This is a genomic window from Actinomyces sp. oral taxon 181 (genome assembly GCF_018370895.1).
Classification (GTDB): domain Bacteria; phylum Actinomycetota; class Actinomycetes; order Actinomycetales; family Actinomycetaceae; genus Pauljensenia.
In genome coordinates, this window is sequence record NZ_JAGYZL010000004.1 from 33144 (window position 1) to 49465 (window position 16322).

The window sequence follows — 16322 nt, forward strand, 5'->3', positions numbered from 1 at the left end:
ACAGTATCACTTCCTATATTTAAGTCATCGAGAGTTGGACCCCACTTAAGTGGGGATGCCACACCGAAAGACTTTTCGGGAAACTCGCACTGTGTTGATGGGATGCTTGAGGGGCCAGCCGGGGGGCAGGCCCCTCAAGTGCATCTGCAGCAATTTCACCGTCAACTCCCGCTCGAGCCGAGCGAAAGACATTCCATCCCCACCCACTGCTCACACGCACCGTGACGACCGTGTCGACACTTTCGCAGTGACATGAACTCAGCATTGCTCCGTTTTCTTGAGCAACCTCATTTGCTGCATGACAGGCTTTTTCCTCTACCGATTCCCACTGAGCTGTTGCGGAAACATCTGCTCCCGCCAAGGCACTGAGATCCGCAATATTCTGGGCTCGATTCCCCGCCGCAAGAAGAGCAATGTATGCCAGTGCACTGCAGGCAAGAACAGAAAGGACAGCCAGTACCCCAACCACCATGATTGTCCCGGAGCCTTCATCCGAACCCCTCTTCTTACTCATCCTCAATCACCACCTACCACAGTGCTTTCGCGCAACATCTGATATCTGCACTGCGAGTTCAAGCCGATCATTCCCGCAGGACCTCTATAGGGAGCTTGTGCTTTGCCGTAAACCCACTTCTCGTCTGCGGAAAACTCAAAGTGGGCCCCTGATATCCGAGTGGACATCACACGCGCAGTTTCCTGCCCGTTTCCTCCGCGAGCGCTTTCACGGATGCCCGCCGAAAGCGCAGTACACAAATTCTGGGTGGTCATGGCAGCAGCAAAGACTGAAAGGACAAGTGCAATCATGATGACTATCGAGAAGGTCCCCAGAGCAATTTCAACGCTGACCATGCCGTCATCCGAGTGCTTTTCGGATGACGGCATGGAGCGGTCGTATCTCAGTCTCATGAAATACTCAATGCAGAGCTAATGAGATGTTCAAGGGCAGATTGCACGACACCGGACTTTAAAACCACTAAGAGCAAACCGGCGAATCCCGCCGTTGCCAATGCCCCAATCGCATATTCAACCGTTGTCGATCCTTCTTCTGGATCTATCATCATTTCACTCTTGGGATCACGATCGTCGTGAAGTGTTTCTTCCGTCAACATGGGCCTTTCCTTTCTCTTCGTTCCCATGTCTTGAGAGTGCGTCGAAAATCTTTCCTCAGTCTCTGCAGCCGTGAAAATTGTGGATGAATCGTCGACACACAGAAACTGTGGATAACATTCGCGGGACTTCTTAGAAGCTATTTCGTGCCATCGTCAGAAGTACCGGCGCAACCCCTAGGAAGATGAAGGCTGGTAACATCAGTAGTCCCAAGGGCACAACCAATTTCACTCCCAATTCCTCTGCTCTGGCACGCGCATCAGTAAGTCTTTGATCTCTGCTCGCTTCCGCTAAGGCATGCAGCTGATGATCAACTGATGCTCCACGCACCCATGCTTCTCGCAGAACCTCGGCAATGCTTGTTATCCCCTCACTGCATCCCTCCCAAGTGCGATCCCACCGCACGCCAAGAGTTAAACAGCTCGCGGCTCTCACCAGCTCTTCGATTTGCGCTGAACGTCCAATGCACTCCAACGCTCGAGGAATTGACACTCCAGACTCCAATGCAGCGATTACCAGCTCACAGATGATTGCGATATCTTCCTGCGCAACTTCCTCCCATTGACATGACGATCGGCGTATAAGACGAAGCGAGACCCATCGCCCCGCTCCCAAAAATGACAGTCCGATTACTGCACACATCGAACCCACTCCCCCATCAACAAGCACAGGAAATGGGTTAATCCCCATGATGAATACCGCGAACAGTGCCAGCAGTGGCAGTAAGTTGAGGATCTTTGCGGATAGGGCGGGGCCAGCACCGGCGACTCGTCGTGCCTTTTGAATGCGCTCGATATCATCAAAGTTTTGTGCCAAAGCATCCAAAACCGCTGACAAAGGAGCACCTAATTCGTAGGAAACTGCGCAGGCTGCAGTAACCATACGCGCATGCTCTCCAGCCTGTTTGAGAACAGTGGAAGCAACCCCATAGGGAACTCCTTCTTCGCCTTCACCCACCTGTAGCCATGCATCACGCGCTGACAACCCAGCACGAACCAAAGCACTGACTTTTCTTAGAGATTGAGCCGCTTCGGTAAGGGTGGAATGTGAAGTAGTCCCCCTCCAAGGTCGAGTGTGTACGCGTTGCAGATTCGACCAGAATCGCTGCTGCCCTCGCGGCAATGGATGCGGATCCCACATCAGAACACGCCGAAATATCCTGGCCTGCATCAGGGGCCCTCAGTAAGCAATGCGCGCAGTCCTTCCCACGCTGGTCCGGGGGTACCGCGGCCTCGGTCATCACATCGATAGGCACAGTTGCACGCAAGTACCCCATTTTCCATCCCAAAAATCCCGATCTGTGTCAGCTGGCGGGCGCCGCGCTTTGGACCATGAGCAACACGCTCCATATGGACAACTACCTGAAATGCTGCCCTTGCCTGCAGATCCGTTGCTCGAGCATTCATTCCCGCGAGCGCTCCCAATGCCGCAAGTCGGGCGGGAACTTCTGCGGGAGTATTCGCATGAATCGTGGCAAAACTTCCGCGGTGCCCGGTATTCAAAGCAGTCATAATGTCACGAACTTCGATACCTCTACATTCCCCTAAAACGATGCGGTCCGGCCTCATACGCATAGCAGCTCGGACCAATTCCGACAGACTCACTTCCCCGCGCCCCTGAGCATTAGCCTGTCTGGCTTGAAGGTGAACAACATGGGGATGTTGAGGCTTTAATTCGCTCATTTCCTCGATACAGATCAGCCTCTGATCGTCGGGCAACGCGCCCAAAAGTGCTGCAAGCAGAGTGGTTTTCCCGCTCCCCGTAGCACCAGAAATAAGGATGTTGCAGCGCATATCAAGTGCGCGCATCAACACCTGAAATGAGGTGCTGTCAATGCTCCCCATCTCACGCATCTGCCCAATGCTGAGACCATTTCTGGCAGGAATCCTCAGAGAAATCAGAGTTCCCCCACCAGAAAGTGGTGGGATAACCGCGTGAAGACGAATCCCCATGGGTAAGACTCCATCAACGATCGGAGCCGCATCATCTAAACGCTTTCCGCAGATTCCTGCCATTGTGACAGCTAATTCACGCACTTCTTCTTCACTGTCAAAAGAGCATCCAGCCGGCTGAACACCCTGCCCGCAATCGGCCCACACCTGCGTGGAATTCACCAAGATATCCGTAATTCCGGGAAGGTGAATCAAGGGAGCCAATATCTTTCCCAGGCCATTGAAACGAGCTTCGAGTTCTTCCAAATGCGTACCAAGCTCTTCAATTCCCATCCCGATAGGTTTGATAGGTATCGCCGCCTGGTCGTCCTTCTTTCCCGAATGCGCCACTACAAGGCAATCGTCGATCAGGCTCATTGCGTATGCCCCACAATCTGTTCCCACAGTCGTGAGCGGGCACGCCTTCCTTTTCGCCCCTGCCGAGGCCTTATCCCCGCTGGATGCACCCCCATTCCTTCGGTGTGGGTAATTTGAGAGATTTGAGTCGAAGAGATTTGTCCGCTCAGTGGAGTTCGTGAAAAGAATCCACCACGTGGAGGTGGCGCGATTAAGAGAAAACTTCGACACGGGAATGGAAATGACGCACTGAGAGCACACAGGCGCGCGGCCCCAACCGCATCTCCCAAACCAATAAGAATGAGCGCATCGAAATTTCTTGCAGTCTGTTCGCTTTGAGCTCCCCATCTCCCCAGATCACACACCACAGTGCGAGTTTCACGCAAAGCAGCAAGAAGCCCCGGGATCCGTGAGTCATCTGAATCGGCATAGCCGCGTGAATCCCCGCCGACAAAAGACACTCCCTGAGCGCAGGGAAGACTATTCGCGATCGAGGGAAGGAAATAACGCTCGCCTTTGCTCAAGCGTGACCATGCCACCTGCCCATCCTCGGGAACAAGGATGTGTCCGCCACGGCCTCGTGCAGGTCCCGGTCCCGAGCAATTCACTAAAACACCTCCCGTGTCCGCACACAGATCCCAGGCAAGGGCAGAGACCCCTACTCCCCCGCTCCAACCTGCGATTCCCACGCAAAGGTGGGAAGAATGCGGCGATACCGTATTCTGCCAGCGAGCATGGTCTGCAAGGATGAGCTGCCCGATCGCCTTCTCACAACCTGGAAGACGCAGCGTATCTCCGATAACCAACACGTGGATTCCACTGTGTTCCCATCCAATTCGATCTTCACTCCTACCAAGGACAGCGCAGATCACTTCCTCAACGCGGAATTCTGTACGCTCACACTCTTCTGGATGGCACTGGCGAGTATTAATCCCCAACAAAGCACAGACCGCACGCAATGATTGCTCAGCACCTTGCGAAAGTTCCCAAAATGCAACGTAGCCTTCGCTCTTCATGGTACGAGCGTGAATTTTCTTTCCACGGAATACCACCGCGACCGCAAAATCTGTGGAAAACTAGAGCTAATCCCGCCCCTGTGGATAACACTGCTGTTTCCGCATCAAGCCAAGGTGTCAACGATGACCGTCCTCAATAACAACACAGAAGTTCTCATGCCTGCCGTGGCTTGCGCAGTTCTGGCCCGCGCGATGATTCCCGTCGCTTTGGCAGGAGGAATAGGCATCGGCTATTGGGCACACCGCTCAATTCCCAGCTAGTACCGGCATACTTGATATATGTCCAGATTGTCCCTCCCGATCGGCGCTATCCTGCGTCCAGCAATCTTCGCTGTCATCTTTGCGCCCCTTGCCCTGATCCTCATGGGAATGTCGCTCGCGGATCTTCAGGCGCGAGCTGCGATTGGTGTTCCTTTGGCCTCGGTCGAGGGCATGATCGGCATGGCTTTTTCGGCCATTCTGCTGGCCATGATTTCTATCAACTGTGAGCGCAATTCCATTGGCATGTTCATTGCTGCCGCGTGGGCACTTGTCATTGGTTTCTTGCAGACCTTTGGTTACCTTCGAGTCCACTTCCTTGTGGCCTCAAACCTTTCAACCAACGATATTTCGGCCGCACAGACCTGGAATCTCTACCCCATATGCGTAGCTGCGATCCTTTTTGGTGGTGGAGTTGCTTTGGCTCTAACTCACCGAGCACGCGAAAACAGCCCGGATTCCGATCAGCTTGTATCCTTTCAGCGCCACCAGGGTGAGCGAATCGCAGTCGCAGTGGCTTCACTTCCGCTCGGAGTTATTGCCGTCGTCCTTCTCGTTCGCTGCGCTCCTGCCGATTCTCTTCCAATGGCTGCCAGTGGACTGCATGGCGTGATTGCACAAACTCCCATGCACACATCGGAGGGCATCGCAGTCGCCGTCATGTTGGGACTGATCACACTTGTTTCGCGCTGGTCAATGATCGGCCCTCAGGTTGTCGCATGGATGTATATCATCCCAGCCTTCCTTCTGATTCCCGTTGGAACAAGCCTCTCCGGTGCTGTCGTGACCCCCGGAAAATCGATGGGAACTCAGATTCTGATGTCTGCATCGACTATTTCCGCCTACGGAATGATCATTGCGGCCTCGACCTTGGGAATTTACTGGGCTCGCCGCTACGCCCCCAACGACGCATCAAGCTCCGACCAAGTCGCATAATCCAGCGCTTCTCGGCGGGTAATCCCAAAAACTATTCGTTTTCTCGTTATCGTCAGCACGAGAAGAGGAGGTCCCATGTCTGACCAGGAACACAAGGAAGACGTTGACAAGGTGACGGAAGATACCGATCACACCCCTAGCGGTGAGGAAACACCACTGACCGGTGAAGAAGTCACCCTTCCCGGTGAGGCATCTGCAACCGAGGACATCATCGGTGGCGCATCAGTTACCGAAACCAGTCAGGTTGAACCCGTCCACATGGGTGTCACCCCGACATCCGTGGACGATGCTCTTGCACAGCGTTCGACCTCTGAGCATTCCGAGGCCGAGGCCAAGCCCGAGTCTGCCCAGGAAGAGCAGGATGCGCAGCCCGAGGAATCCTCTTCAGACGAAGCTTTGAGCGAAGAAACCTCGCACGACGATAGCCAGGACTCCGAGCACGCTGAGAACACCGTGACTGAGTCTGAGCACACCTCCCACGACGACGTCGATGCTGAGCCGGCCTCGGAAAAGACTGAAGAAACTGCTGAGGACAACGCAGAGTCCAAGGATGCATCCCCCGAAGAATCTGAGTCCGAAGAATCTGAGGAAGCTCCCGACTCCGCACACACCACAACGATCCCGGCTGCTTCCGAGGCCGCGGAAGAAGAGCCTGAGGACTCTCCTTCGGTGACCGAGGTTCCCGACGCCCTCTCGCGCCGCACACCTGCTCAGCCCGAAACCGCTGAGGAACCCGAGGACGAGGTTGAAAGCACACAGGTTCGTAGGCGTGCTTTCATTGCTCCGGCAGCGGAAAGCGCAACGACCGAAGCCTCGTGGAAGCCTCGTGAAGACAGCGGCGAACGTACTGTTCCTCAAGAGACCCCCGAAAGCCTTGACGATGCCCTTTTTGAGGGCGCAACCGTCGTGCCTGAAATGCCTTCTCGCGCGGCTGCTCACTGGAGCTCATTGGCTCTGGGAGTCTTTGCTCTGCCCATCACCTGGTACCTCATCGCCGATGCCGGCGCTCGCATGACACTTCCCGAGGGAAATCCCGCAGCAACTGGCGTGATCAACTGGCTTGCTATCACCGAGGTCGCTATCGCATTCGTCGCAGTTATTGCACTATTTGAAGCATTCAAGCGTTCCTCGCTGGGCGCATGGATCGGCGGTCTCTGCTTCTTCGCAGCCGGCCTCCCCTGGGTTTTCGCCCCCGGATTTACCTCTGCGCACACTGTTTCAGTTCTGCACTTCCTGCAGAATTCCGGTGCCCTGGGTGCGAACCTTGCACACCACCTCCAAGCATCCGGATACTCCGGCCGCCTGCTCTTCCTTGGAATTGCACTGCTTGGCATCGCATCCCTATCGCACTCGGTTCGTCGCCGCGGACGTAATGAAGAGGCCATGCGCGAGCAGGTCGAGCGCGTCAATCCCGCAGGTGCGCACTTCACCGCCCGTGAACGTCGTCGCGCCGAAAAGGCAGCTGGTCTGCGGTGAAACCCGAGGTTTCGCGTGGGGTATTGGAGGCTCCCGGGCCCTGGGTTCACCGTAGGATCTCGGCCTCGGGAGCGTCCTTCCACGTCGCCGACGCGGGACCCGAGGATGCCTCTTTTGCTGTTATCCTCCTTCACTCATTCCCGATGACCTGGTGGACGTGGCGAGAGGTTATTCCCGCTTTCACGCAGGCCGGTATCCGCACCATCGCAATGGATCTTCGAGGCTTTGGTACCTCCGATCTTGCTCCCGGAGAAGTTGAACTTACCCAGCTGGCGACGGACGTCGCTGGCGTGGCCTCGGCACTGGGAATTTCTTCCTACACGGTTGTCGGCAACGGTATGGGCGGCGTGGTCGCATGGATGCTCGGCGCGCTTAAACCCGCGGGCTTGCAGGCAATTGTGCCGGTGTGTGCCCCTCATCCGCTGGGCCTGCACTTCCTGCGTGGTCTTTCTTCCCGAGGCCGAGGCCGCTGGTTCCAGGCCCTGCTCTCGCGCCGTCCTCGCGTTACCTTCTTCTCCTCGCGCTCAGCGTGGATCGACCGTTCAATCTCTCAGTGGGCCGCGCCTTTTAACCGCGAGGAAATGCTAGAGAATGCGGAAGTCTACCGCGAGGCACTTTCGCGTCACATCGCAGTTCGCTCCGCATGGGAGTCATTGCGAGCAACGTTCAGACCCTCATTTAGTTCCAAGAATGTTCTGACGCGGAGCGTGACGGTACCCGTGCTATCGATTCAGGCACGCGATGACGGTTTATGGTCCCACATTGATTTCGCTGATGACGTTCAAGCGACCAGCAGCGAATTCACCATGCGGGCAATTAGCGAATGTGGTCATTTCCCACAGGAAGAAAACCCTCAGGCTCTGATCCAGGCGATCCTTCCTTTCATTAAGGAATCCGCCCACTTTGCAGCGGAGAGTCAACTCTAAAGAAACGAATTTGCGCAAACTGTGTGCAAATATGTGATTTAGACCGTTCACCGTGCATAATAGTTACGACTATCACACGGTGGCTCTTTTGTGCTGGGCTGCCGTCTTACATGATTAGGACAGCTCAGTAGTCGGCGGCGCATGCTAGCGGCGCTAGCGAATAGAACGGAGTTCCGGCTTTATGTATGGAGATGCAAACTTCATCAACCAAGTCCCGCTCTTCAGCGGACTCGATGAGGCGCAACAGGCATCGCTGCAGCAGAAGATGGGTCAGACAACACTGCGACGCGGCGAAACCCTCTTCGAAGAAGGCGATCTTGGTGACCGTCTGTACATCGTGACCGAAGGCAAAGTAAAGCTGGGCCACACCTCGAATGACGGCCGCGAGTCCCTGCTTGCAGTCCTTGGTCCCGGTGAAATCCTTGGTGAACTGACGCTCTTTGATCCGGGCCCGCGCTCGACCACCGCAACTGCCGTATCTCCCGCAACCCTGCTGCACCTGCTGCACAGCGACCTCATGGAGATCGTCGAAGCGAACCCGACTCTGGCCAAGCACATGCTCCGCGCACTGGCCCAGCGCCTGCGTCGTACGAACGAATCGCTTTCCGATCTGGTCTTCTCCGACGTCCCCGGTCGCGTTGCTAAAGCACTGCTCGATCTTGCAGATCGTTTTGGTACGGCAACCGATAAGGGTATCCACGTTCCTCACGACCTCACTCAGGAAGAACTGGCTCAGCTGGTGGGCGCTTCGCGTGAAACTGTCAACAAGTCCTTGGCGGATTTCGTTTCGCGCGGTTGGATCCGTCTGGAAGGTCGTGCGGTTACGCTGCTTGACGTCGATCGTCTGGCACGCCGCGCACGCTAATCTTTAGCCCAATGCCTTCGGGGCCGAGCAGGTGATAAACCTGCTCGGCCCCGATAGTTTATTGCGAAGAATTATCCGCAGTATCAGTCTTGCTTCGGACGCTTCAGATATGCGACCAAGCTATCTGAACCAGTCGGTCCTGGAACAACTTGGACGAGCTCCCAGCCATCGGCTCCCCACTGGTCGAGGATTGCCTTCGTTGCGTGGGTCAGAAGCGGAATTGTTGCATATTCCCATGTAGTCATAGCGCCATCCTACGGCACTCACGGCAATTAGCCACGCGCAGCAACAGAAAGTGATGCCTCTCGTAATGCCTTGGCATTTGTACGAAGATGTTTCATCGACAAGCTTTGGGGAACTCGCGGTTTACGCAACTCAACTGCCAGAGGATCTCGAGAATGCATGAGCCACTCACTCCAGTCAGTCTTCTCTGGATAGACCCGCAAAATCACACGGCGTTCACGTTCGGTAAGACCGCCCCACACTCCGTAGGACATTTGTGATTGCAAGGCGTCTGCAAGGCATTCAAGGCGCACGGGGCATTCCATGCAGCGCATACGAACTTGACGCTGAGCTGCGCCCTGCACAAACAGGGAGTCGGGTTCATCTTCGGCACACAGGGCATACTCAACCCAACCGTGGTCGTCAATCATGTGAAACTCCACCCTCTCCATGTGGTCGACATTGACCTCTTCCTCAGAGAGTACACATGAAATTTTCATAAGGGAAATTAGGACGGCTTCGGTCCGTAATGTGACAAAGACATGGAACGTTGACCTAATCCACCTCTTCCTCTCTCTTTCCGAGTCCTCTACACGTATCCTGTACCTATGGCTCAGTCGCATACACGCTTTGTTCGACCCGCACAGCTGGTGGCGCTCTTGCTGTCATTCTTGGCGGCATCAACACTGGTTGGTGTGGTCAGCGCCGGCGTCTTGGTGCCGGCCGTCGGAACCGGTGCAATCACGGCAAAAGCAGGGATGGAGATCTTCGACGAGATCCCCACCGACATCCAGGTTGTCTCTCCCGCGACCGAGTCCACCATGCTCGATACGAACGGCCAAGTGATTGCCCGTTTCTACGATAAGCAGCGCATTGTTATCCCCTCGGACAAAATCGCGCCCATCATGAAGAAGGCAATCGTCGCCATTGAAGACCGACGCTTCTTCGAACACCACGGTGTCGACCCCACAGGTATTGCCCGCGCAATGGTCAATAACCTCGGTGATGACGGCGGGAAGCAGGGCGCATCGACCATCACCCAGCAGTACGTTCGTAACGCCTTGGCCGAAAAGGGCTACATGGAAGGCGATGCCGACCAGGTCGAGGCCGCAACCGAGCAAACCACCGAACGTAAACTTCGCGAAATCAAGTACGCGCTTGCTGTCGAGAAGCAAATGGATAAGGACCAGATCCTCAGCGGCTACTTGAATATCGCGCCTTTCGGTCCCATCACTTACGGTGTTGAGGCTGCCTCTCGGCTCTACTTCTCCAAGTCCGCCAACGAACTGACGATCGGTGAGGCCGCACTCCTAGCCGGCCTCGTCCAGTCCCCGGTTCAGTACAACCCCCTTCAGCACCCCGAGGCCGCGCAGGAGCGCCGTAATATCGTCCTTTCCGTCATGGCTGACCAGGGCGTCATTACCGAGGCCGAAGAAGCCGAAGCGAAGGCCGTCAACGTCACCGACATGCTTCACCCCACTCAGATTCGAGAGGGTTGTTCCGGTGCTGGCGATGAAAATGCCTACTTCTGTTCCTATGCTGTGCGCCAGTTCCTTGCCGATAGCGCATTCGGTAAGACCTCTATTGAGCGTGAGCGTCTTCTTAAGACCGGTGGCCTGACCATCCGAACGACTCTGGATCCGAAGAAGCAGCATGCTGCCTATGAAGCCTTAACGAAGACCATTCCTTCCGATGATGCTTCCGGTTTGGATGACGCTTTGGTTTCCTTGGTCCCCCAAACGGGCGAAGTTGTGGCAATGGCCCAAAACACCGTCTACGGCGTGGGTGAAGACGAAACCATGTCGAACTACGCAGCCGATGGTTCCTTCCAGGTTGGATCAACCTTCAAGGTCTTCGTCTTGGCCGAATGGTACAAGGAAGGCCGCTCGGGCTATGAGACCATCGACGGGCGAACGAACTTCCCCAATGGCTCCTTCAAGTGTAATGGCGCTCCGATCCACACCGAAAGCTGGAACGTCGTCGACTTGGCCGGTAAGGACGGTGCCTTTAACGTCATCGGCGCAACGGGCATTTCGGTGAACCACTCCTTCGTCAACATGGCTTCGAAGCTTGATTTCTGCGATATCTTCCAAGTTGCAGCTGACATGGGCATCGATGATGGAAACGGCGAACCAATCTTGGCTGTGCCCGGTAATATCTTGGGTTCTGGTTCTGCTTCACCGCTGACCATGGCACGTGCTTTCGCAACCTTCGCCAATGACGGCAAGATGTGCCAACCCTACTCGATCGCGAAGGTTACCGACCGCCAGGAGAACGTTCTTAAGGAAGGTTCTGCGAACTGCAAGCAGGTCATCGATCCGCAGGTCGCTCAAAAGGTTGCAACAACCCTGACGAAGTCGGCTAGCCAGTACTACACGGCTACGCGTTTGTCGGGCGGTCGTCAATTTGCCGCCAAGTCCGGTACGACTGACTACTCGGCAAGCACGTGGCTGACCGGATCGACCGCCGAGCTCACCACCGCCACGTGGGTTGGCCACGGCAACGCCTCGACAACCCCGGTTCAAAACGTCCGAATCAACGGACGCTACTACTCGCGAATCTTCGGTGAGACTTTCGTCGGCCAAAATATCTGGGCTCCCTACATGAGCAAGGCGCTGGAGAGCACTCCCAACCAGCCTATGCCCAATGCGAATATCGGAACCCCACAGGCCGCACCTCGCCAAACTCAGGCTCCGACTCCCAGTGCAGCTCCTGCCCCGCAACAAAATCCGCAGGGCCAGCAACAGCCCGGAGACAACAATGATGACGACGATGGGGATGAGTAAAAAATGACTTCACGTCGACTCGTCAAGCACGCATTCCGAGGCGCGGCCGCCCTTGCTCTGGGCGGTACTGCGGCTCTTGCCTGGGGAAGTGTCGAGCGGCGTCGACCTGTCCTTCGCCACTACGATGTCCCGCTTTCGGCACTGTCAACGCCCATGTTGCGCAGTCATCACCGAATGGCTAAGGTCCTCCATTTCTCCGATCTGCACCTTTTTGCAGGCCAAGAATTTCTTCTCGATTTCCTGCAAGAGATTCGCGAAACCGAGCAATTCGACTACGTGATCTCTACCGGGGATAACTTCGGCAGTCCCGATGCGCTGGAAATGGTGATCCAGGCTCACGAAATTTTCTCTGATTTCCCCGGAGCTTTCGTTTTCGGTTCAAACGACTACTATTCACCGAAACCCAAGAGCTGGACTCGCTACCTTCGACCTCGTGAATCAGGAAAGATCGAGCGCGCGGTGGACCTGCCGTGGACCGAACTTGCGGCATACCTGCGCACGATGGGCTGGGCGGATTTGTCGAATTCTTCGGCACTTGTGGAGCCTTACCAGACGGAGACCACGACAGACGTCGACGAGTTCAGCTACACACCTGCTCCTCTTGCTCTGCTGGGTGTCGATGACCCGCACATTAACCGCGACTCCATCACTGGGCTATCGCAAAGTTGGCTATCCTCTGGAGCAATTCGCATGGGTGTGACCCATGCGCCCTACACGCGCGTGCTCGACTCAATGACCCACTTGGGTGCAGAAGTGATCCTTGCAGGCCACACTCACGGTGGTCAGATTGGACTCCCGGGCGTGACCTCCCTGGTGACCAATTGCGATCTTCCCCGTGAGTTTGGCAAGGGATTGCACGTGTGGGAGACCAGTGCCAGCGAGAATGCATGGCTGCACGTCTCCGCGGGCTTGGGTACCTCCCCTTACGCTCGGGTGCGTATCGCCACCCGCCCCGAGGCCTCGATCTTGACAATTCACGACTGAACACGGCAAACGGGTAATACTCCAGACCTTGGCGTCCAAAATTTTGCGCACTGGCTTTGGACGGCTATACTCAAACGGTCACGGGGTGTGGCGCAGCTTGGTAGCGCGCTTCGTTCGGGACGAAGAGGCCGTGGGTTCAAATCCCGCCACCCCGACGTGATTCCCGCAGCATCGTTTGGTGCTGCGGGTTTTTTCTACCCGTTACACAATCCCATCTTCCGCACCGTCGCGCGCATCTGTTTGATACGGCTGATAGCGTGACGTTATGAACGCTTCTCGACCCGCTTCTTCTCGACCCTTCCTGGTGGCCGTGTGCCGACCAGACGGTATTCTTGCGCGAGATGAACTGGCGTCGATGAAGGCAATCGGTCAGCTCAGTGACAGCGATCTTCACCCACTTCCGTTAGTTGATGCCGCTTCACCGCACCCGGCCAGTGATATCGACTTGGACCAGTATTCGGGTGTCATCATTACCGGCTCTCCTTTCGGTTTCGAGCACCCTCATGAGCAGAAAACTCCCGAGCACCTGCGCGTTGAAGAACGTATCGATGCCTTGACATCCATCCTTCTGGAGCGCGATTTCCCGACTTTCGGCATCTGTTTTGGCTTGCAATCCCTGGCTCGAACCTCGGGAGCGCCCATCGTTGAGGGCTTCTCTGAGGATCTCCAGGCCCCCGAAATTTCCTTGACCGAGGCCGGACTTGCCGACCCCCTGACCGGTAAGCTTCCGCCAAAATTCCACGCCTACACCGGCCACGCCGATGCAATTGGATCTATCCCACAGGGAGCCGAACTTCTGGCGACCGGAACTCGCTGCCATGTCCAGATTCTTCGCTGGGGAAAGAACATCTATGGCACGCAATTTCACCCGGAAATTACCCGAGATGGGATGCACCTACGCATTGAGACCTATGGTGACACCTACTATCCTGCAGAAGAGAAGCCCGCGGTAGTTGCGCGCTGCGACGCTGCGAATACTCAACCCGCCCACGACCTACTGGCATCCTTTATCCACCGCTACCAACAAGCTTGAGCAAGGGGAGCTATGGCCATCTCGTTCGCACAATCTGAACGTTCAACACTTGGCGTTGAGTGGGAACTCCAGCTCATCGATATCGATTCTGAAGACCTCCGCCAATGTGCGCAGGCAATTATCACTCAAGTCTGTGCACAGTATCCGGGAAATACACTTGTTCACGGTGAAATGCTGCGCAATACAGTGGAATTAGTTTCTCGCAAACAGACACGTGTCCGCGATGCCATTGCCGATCTCAATGAGGGCTTGGAGATGCTTGAGCCGATCACATCGGCACTCCGCGTCGACCTTACAAGCGCAGGGTCTCACCCATTTGCTAACCCTGCACACCAGCGAGTTTCAGACTCAAAACGCTATGCCGAATTGGTCAATCGCACCCAGTTCTGGGGTCGCCAAATGCTGATTTTTGGCACGCATGTTCACGTTGGGATTGAGGAGCGCGCCAAGGTTCTTCCCCTTCTTGCCTTCCTCTCCACTCAGCTCGGGCGAATCCAAGCCCTGACGGCCTCGTCACCCTATTGGGCGGGGACGGACACGGGCTACTGCGACAATCGGGCGATGGTTTTCCAGCAGCTTCCCACGGCGGGCGTCCCTCAGCTTTTTACCCGCTGGGAAGAATTGGAACATTACACTCGCGACATGATGCACACCGGCATCATCTCTAATTTTGATGAGATCCGTTGGGATATTCGCCCCTCGCCTAGGCTTGGCACACTGGAAGTGCGCGTCTGCGATTCTTCCAGCAATGCGGCTGAAATTGGAGCGATCGCCGCACTTATTCACTGCCTGGTTGAATACGGTTCACGTGCTCTTGATCGAGGCGAAGAACTTCCGACCACCTCACCGTGGTTCTTGGCTGAGAACAAGTGGCGTGCGGCACGTTACGGGATGGATGCCATTCTGATCGAAGACATTCACGGCAATGAGCGTCACATCGACGAGCTGCTGGATGAAATGATTGAAAAACTGCGCCCTGTTGCGCAGGACCTTGATTGCGCAGAAGAGTTGGATTTCATTTCAACGATGCGCAGCATTGGTGTGGGCTACCAGCGTCAGAAGGCGGTTGCTGATGCCTGCGGCAGTCTCGAGGCCGTTGTTTCGCACCTACGTGCAGAGACTCGCGCCGGCCATCCGCTTGGTCCGCAGGTGACTATTAACGCCTTCACGGAAGGTGCACACACACCTCGTTCGGGGAACCACAACTAGGAACGGCTCTGGTATTCCGGCACTACTGGGCATCCGAAAATTCTGGTAGGCGCCAAGCCTGACTCCAGCTTGCATGACATACAGGTGGGGCGACACATGCGATATCCGCTGCGTCGCCCCACAAGTTTCAGGTCGGTACTATTCCGACGTGAAAGCAAAACTGTGATGCTGTTGGATATTTCCCTTCAGCGCCTGTTCAGCCCTGCTTTCCAAAGCGGCGGAAGAACATCGCCAACAGTGCACCGGATAGGTTGTGCCAGACCGAGAAGACAGCGCCAGGAAGCGCGGCCTCGGGGCTGAAGTACTTCGTCGCCAAACCGGCTGCCAAAGCCGAGTTCTGCATACCAACTTCAATTGCGGTCGTACGAGCTGCACGGTAATCGCCGCCCGAGATACGGCCTGCGAAGTATCCGAAGAAGTAACCCAGCAGGTTGTGAAGGATGACCACGATGAAGACGATGAGTGCGGATTCCATGATCTTGTCGGCGGACTTACCAACGACTGCTGCCAGCACGTAGGAGATGCCAAGGACGGAGATCCAGGGAAGAGCCGGGAGGATCTTTTCAACGTAACGGCCAGCAAGCATACGGACGACGAGGCCTGCGACGACGGGGATCAGAACGATCTGAACAATCGAGATTGCCATCTTCTTTGCATCAACAGGCATGTACTGACCGGCAAGCCACATGGTGAGAAGGGGGGTCATGAAGGGTGCCAGCAGAGTGGAAATCGATGTCATGGTCACCGAAAGTGCAACGTCACCCTTAGCCAAGTAAGAGATAACATTCGAGGCGGTTCCACCCGGGGCGCACCCGACCAAGATGACGCCGGCTGCGATTGCCGGATCGAGGTTGAGCGCCTTGGTGAGGAGGAAAGCAACTCCAGGCATAATCACATACTGCGCGATAACACCGACAATGACGGGTAGGGGACGCTTCACGACAAGTGCGAAGTCAGGAAGGGTCAGGGTTAGGCCCATGCCGAACATAATGATGCCCAGGCCAATATTCACACCCGAGGCAAGCTTTGCTGCATGGGTCGGATAAATCAGCCCCAGAGCGAATGCTGCGATAATAATCAGCGGGAATACGGTGACCGCGATGCGTGCAGAGCGGTCTTCCTCAGAGAGCTCGGGCTGAGCGGCAACCGAGAATGGGGCGGTTTCTTCGCGTGTATCGTTTGTTGACATACCTATAACTATTGCGCTCTTGACCCA

18 protein-coding genes and 1 tRNA gene are annotated in these 16322 nt (G+C 55.8%); 10 read left to right on the forward strand and 9 right to left on the reverse strand.

Annotation, left to right across the window (positions count from 1 at the left end; genetic code table 11):
* Positions 1–19: 19 nt before the first annotated feature.
* The 6 genes from KHW85_RS02940 to KHW85_RS02965 all read right to left on the reverse strand — a co-directional run bounded on the left by KHW85_RS02940 (position 20) and on the right by KHW85_RS02965 (position 4411).
* Positions 20–514, reverse strand: coding sequence for an Rv3654c family TadE-like protein (locus tag KHW85_RS02940; RefSeq protein WP_291458735.1), 495 nt, complete (start codon positions 512–514; stop codon positions 20–22).
* 2 nt (positions 515–516) lie between these two features.
* Positions 517–882: a hypothetical protein gene (locus KHW85_RS02945; protein WP_291458736.1), complete on the reverse strand. Its 366-nt coding sequence runs from the start codon at positions 880–882 to the stop codon at positions 517–519.
* A 20-nt stretch (positions 883–902) separates the two neighbouring features.
* On the reverse strand, positions 903–1109 hold the full coding sequence (locus KHW85_RS02950) for a DUF4244 domain-containing protein (protein ID WP_291458737.1): 207 nt from the start codon (positions 1107–1109) through the stop codon (positions 903–905).
* 130 nt (positions 1110–1239) lie between these two features.
* Positions 1240–2064 (reverse strand): type II secretion system F family protein, encoded by an 825-nt coding sequence (locus KHW85_RS02955; protein ID WP_291458738.1) that lies wholly within the window; start codon positions 2062–2064, stop codon positions 1240–1242.
* A gap of 212 nt (positions 2065–2276) precedes the next feature.
* On the reverse strand, positions 2277–3416 hold the full coding sequence (locus KHW85_RS02960) for a TadA family conjugal transfer-associated ATPase (RefSeq protein ID WP_291458739.1): 1140 nt from the start codon (positions 3414–3416) through the stop codon (positions 2277–2279).
* Complete coding sequence (locus tag KHW85_RS02965; RefSeq protein ID WP_291458740.1) at positions 3413–4411, reverse strand: hypothetical protein; 999 nt, start codon at positions 4409–4411, stop codon at positions 3413–3415. The genes KHW85_RS02960 and KHW85_RS02965 overlap by 4 nt, the downstream gene beginning before the upstream one ends.
* Before the next feature lie 123 nt (positions 4412–4534).
* On the opposite strand from KHW85_RS02965, the gene KHW85_RS02970 reads away from it, so the two are divergent.
* The 5 genes from KHW85_RS02970 to KHW85_RS02990 all read left to right on the forward strand — a co-directional run bounded on the left by KHW85_RS02970 (position 4535) and on the right by KHW85_RS02990 (position 8872).
* A complete protein-coding gene (locus KHW85_RS02970) occupies positions 4535–4672 on the forward strand; it encodes a hypothetical protein (protein ID WP_291458741.1) in 138 nt (45 codons plus the stop codon).
* A gap of 18 nt (positions 4673–4690) precedes the next feature.
* Positions 4691–5605 (forward strand): hypothetical protein, encoded by a 915-nt coding sequence (locus KHW85_RS02975; RefSeq protein ID WP_291458742.1) that lies wholly within the window; start codon positions 4691–4693, stop codon positions 5603–5605.
* Between the two features lie 75 nt (positions 5606–5680).
* Positions 5681–7081, forward strand: a complete 1401-nt coding sequence (locus tag KHW85_RS02980) for a hypothetical protein (RefSeq protein ID WP_291458743.1) — start codon at positions 5681–5683, stop codon at positions 7079–7081.
* A complete protein-coding gene (locus KHW85_RS02985) occupies positions 7078–8007 on the forward strand; it encodes an alpha/beta hydrolase (protein WP_291458744.1) in 930 nt (309 codons plus the stop codon). Before KHW85_RS02980 ends, KHW85_RS02985 begins: the two co-directional genes overlap by 4 nt.
* Positions 8008–8188: 181 nt before the next feature.
* Positions 8189–8872, forward strand: coding sequence for a Crp/Fnr family transcriptional regulator (locus KHW85_RS02990; RefSeq protein ID WP_009748215.1), 684 nt, complete (start codon positions 8189–8191; stop codon positions 8870–8872).
* Positions 8873–8955: 83 nt separating this feature from the next.
* Here the strand turns inward: KHW85_RS02990 and KHW85_RS02995 are convergent, their stop codons facing one another.
* Entirely contained in the window at positions 8956–9117 is a 162-nt protein-coding gene (locus tag KHW85_RS02995) for a DUF4177 domain-containing protein (RefSeq protein WP_009748214.1), read from the reverse strand.
* A 27-nt stretch (positions 9118–9144) separates the two neighbouring features.
* Positions 9145–9525, reverse strand: a complete 381-nt coding sequence (locus KHW85_RS03000) for a WhiB family transcriptional regulator (protein WP_291458745.1) — start codon at positions 9523–9525, stop codon at positions 9145–9147.
* Between the two features lie 177 nt (positions 9526–9702).
* Here KHW85_RS03000 and KHW85_RS03005 point away from each other — a divergent pair, with 177 nt between their 5' ends.
* The 5 genes from KHW85_RS03005 to KHW85_RS03025 all read left to right on the forward strand — a co-directional run bounded on the left by KHW85_RS03005 (position 9703) and on the right by KHW85_RS03025 (position 15106).
* Positions 9703–11880 carry a transglycosylase domain-containing protein gene (locus tag KHW85_RS03005; protein WP_291458746.1) on the forward strand — a complete coding sequence of 726 codons (2178 nt, stop codon included), beginning with the start codon at positions 9703–9705 and terminating at the stop codon, positions 11878–11880.
* A gap of 3 nt (positions 11881–11883) precedes the next feature.
* The gene (locus tag KHW85_RS03010) at positions 11884–12864 is read left to right on the forward strand and encodes a metallophosphoesterase (RefSeq protein ID WP_291458747.1); all 981 of its coding nucleotides are present in this window, start codon (positions 11884–11886) and stop codon (positions 12862–12864) included.
* An 81-nt stretch (positions 12865–12945) separates the two neighbouring features.
* A tRNA-Pro gene (locus KHW85_RS03015) sits at positions 12946–13019 on the forward strand.
* Positions 13020–13129: 110 nt separating this feature from the next.
* The gene (locus tag KHW85_RS03020; RefSeq protein WP_291458748.1) at positions 13130–13897 is read left to right on the forward strand and encodes a gamma-glutamyl-gamma-aminobutyrate hydrolase family protein; all 768 of its coding nucleotides are present in this window, start codon (positions 13130–13132) and stop codon (positions 13895–13897) included.
* 12 nt (positions 13898–13909) lie between these two features.
* Complete coding sequence (locus KHW85_RS03025; protein ID WP_291458749.1) at positions 13910–15106, forward strand: glutamate--cysteine ligase; 1197 nt, start codon at positions 13910–13912, stop codon at positions 15104–15106.
* Between the two features lie 196 nt (positions 15107–15302).
* Here the strand turns inward: KHW85_RS03025 and KHW85_RS03030 are convergent, their stop codons facing one another.
* Positions 15303–16295 (reverse strand): bile acid:sodium symporter family protein, encoded by a 993-nt coding sequence (locus KHW85_RS03030; RefSeq protein WP_291458750.1) that lies wholly within the window; start codon positions 16293–16295, stop codon positions 15303–15305.
* Positions 16296–16322 lie beyond the last annotated feature (27 nt).

Coding starts and splice junctions, on each gene's coding strand:
- KHW85_RS02940 (WP_291458735.1), bottom strand. CDS start 514: ATGAGTAAGAAGAGGGGTTCGGATGAAGGCTCCGGGACAATCATGGTG.
- KHW85_RS02945 (WP_291458736.1), bottom strand. CDS start 882: ATGCCGTCATCCGAAAAGCACTCGGATGACGGCATGGTCAGCGTTGAA.
- KHW85_RS02950 (WP_291458737.1), bottom strand. CDS start 1,109: ATGTTGACGGAAGAAACACTTCACGACGATCGTGATCCCAAGAGTGAA.
- KHW85_RS02960 (WP_291458739.1), bottom strand. CDS start 3,416: ATGAGCCTGATCGACGATTGCCTTGTAGTGGCGCATTCGGGAAAGAAG.
- KHW85_RS02965 (WP_291458740.1), bottom strand. CDS start 4,411: ATGAAGAGCGAAGGCTACGTTGCATTTTGGGAACTTTCGCAAGGTGCT.
- KHW85_RS02970 (WP_291458741.1), top strand. CDS start 4,535: ATGACCGTCCTCAATAACAACACAGAAGTTCTCATGCCTGCCGTGGCT.
- KHW85_RS02975 (WP_291458742.1), top strand. CDS start 4,691: ATGTCCAGATTGTCCCTCCCGATCGGCGCTATCCTGCGTCCAGCAATC.
- KHW85_RS02980 (WP_291458743.1), top strand. CDS start 5,681: ATGTCTGACCAGGAACACAAGGAAGACGTTGACAAGGTGACGGAAGAT.
- KHW85_RS02990 (WP_009748215.1), top strand. CDS start 8,189: ATGTATGGAGATGCAAACTTCATCAACCAAGTCCCGCTCTTCAGCGGA.
- KHW85_RS02995 (WP_009748214.1), bottom strand. CDS start 9,117: ATGACTACATGGGAATATGCAACAATTCCGCTTCTGACCCACGCAACG.
- KHW85_RS03000 (WP_291458745.1), bottom strand. CDS start 9,525: ATGATTGACGACCACGGTTGGGTTGAGTATGCCCTGTGTGCCGAAGAT.
- KHW85_RS03005 (WP_291458746.1), top strand. CDS start 9,703: ATGGCTCAGTCGCATACACGCTTTGTTCGACCCGCACAGCTGGTGGCG.
- KHW85_RS03010 (WP_291458747.1), top strand. CDS start 11,884: ATGACTTCACGTCGACTCGTCAAGCACGCATTCCGAGGCGCGGCCGCC.
- KHW85_RS03020 (WP_291458748.1), top strand. CDS start 13,130: ATGAACGCTTCTCGACCCGCTTCTTCTCGACCCTTCCTGGTGGCCGTG.
- KHW85_RS03025 (WP_291458749.1), top strand. CDS start 13,910: ATGGCCATCTCGTTCGCACAATCTGAACGTTCAACACTTGGCGTTGAG.
- KHW85_RS03030 (WP_291458750.1), bottom strand. CDS start 16,295: ATGTCAACAAACGATACACGCGAAGAAACCGCCCCATTCTCGGTTGCC.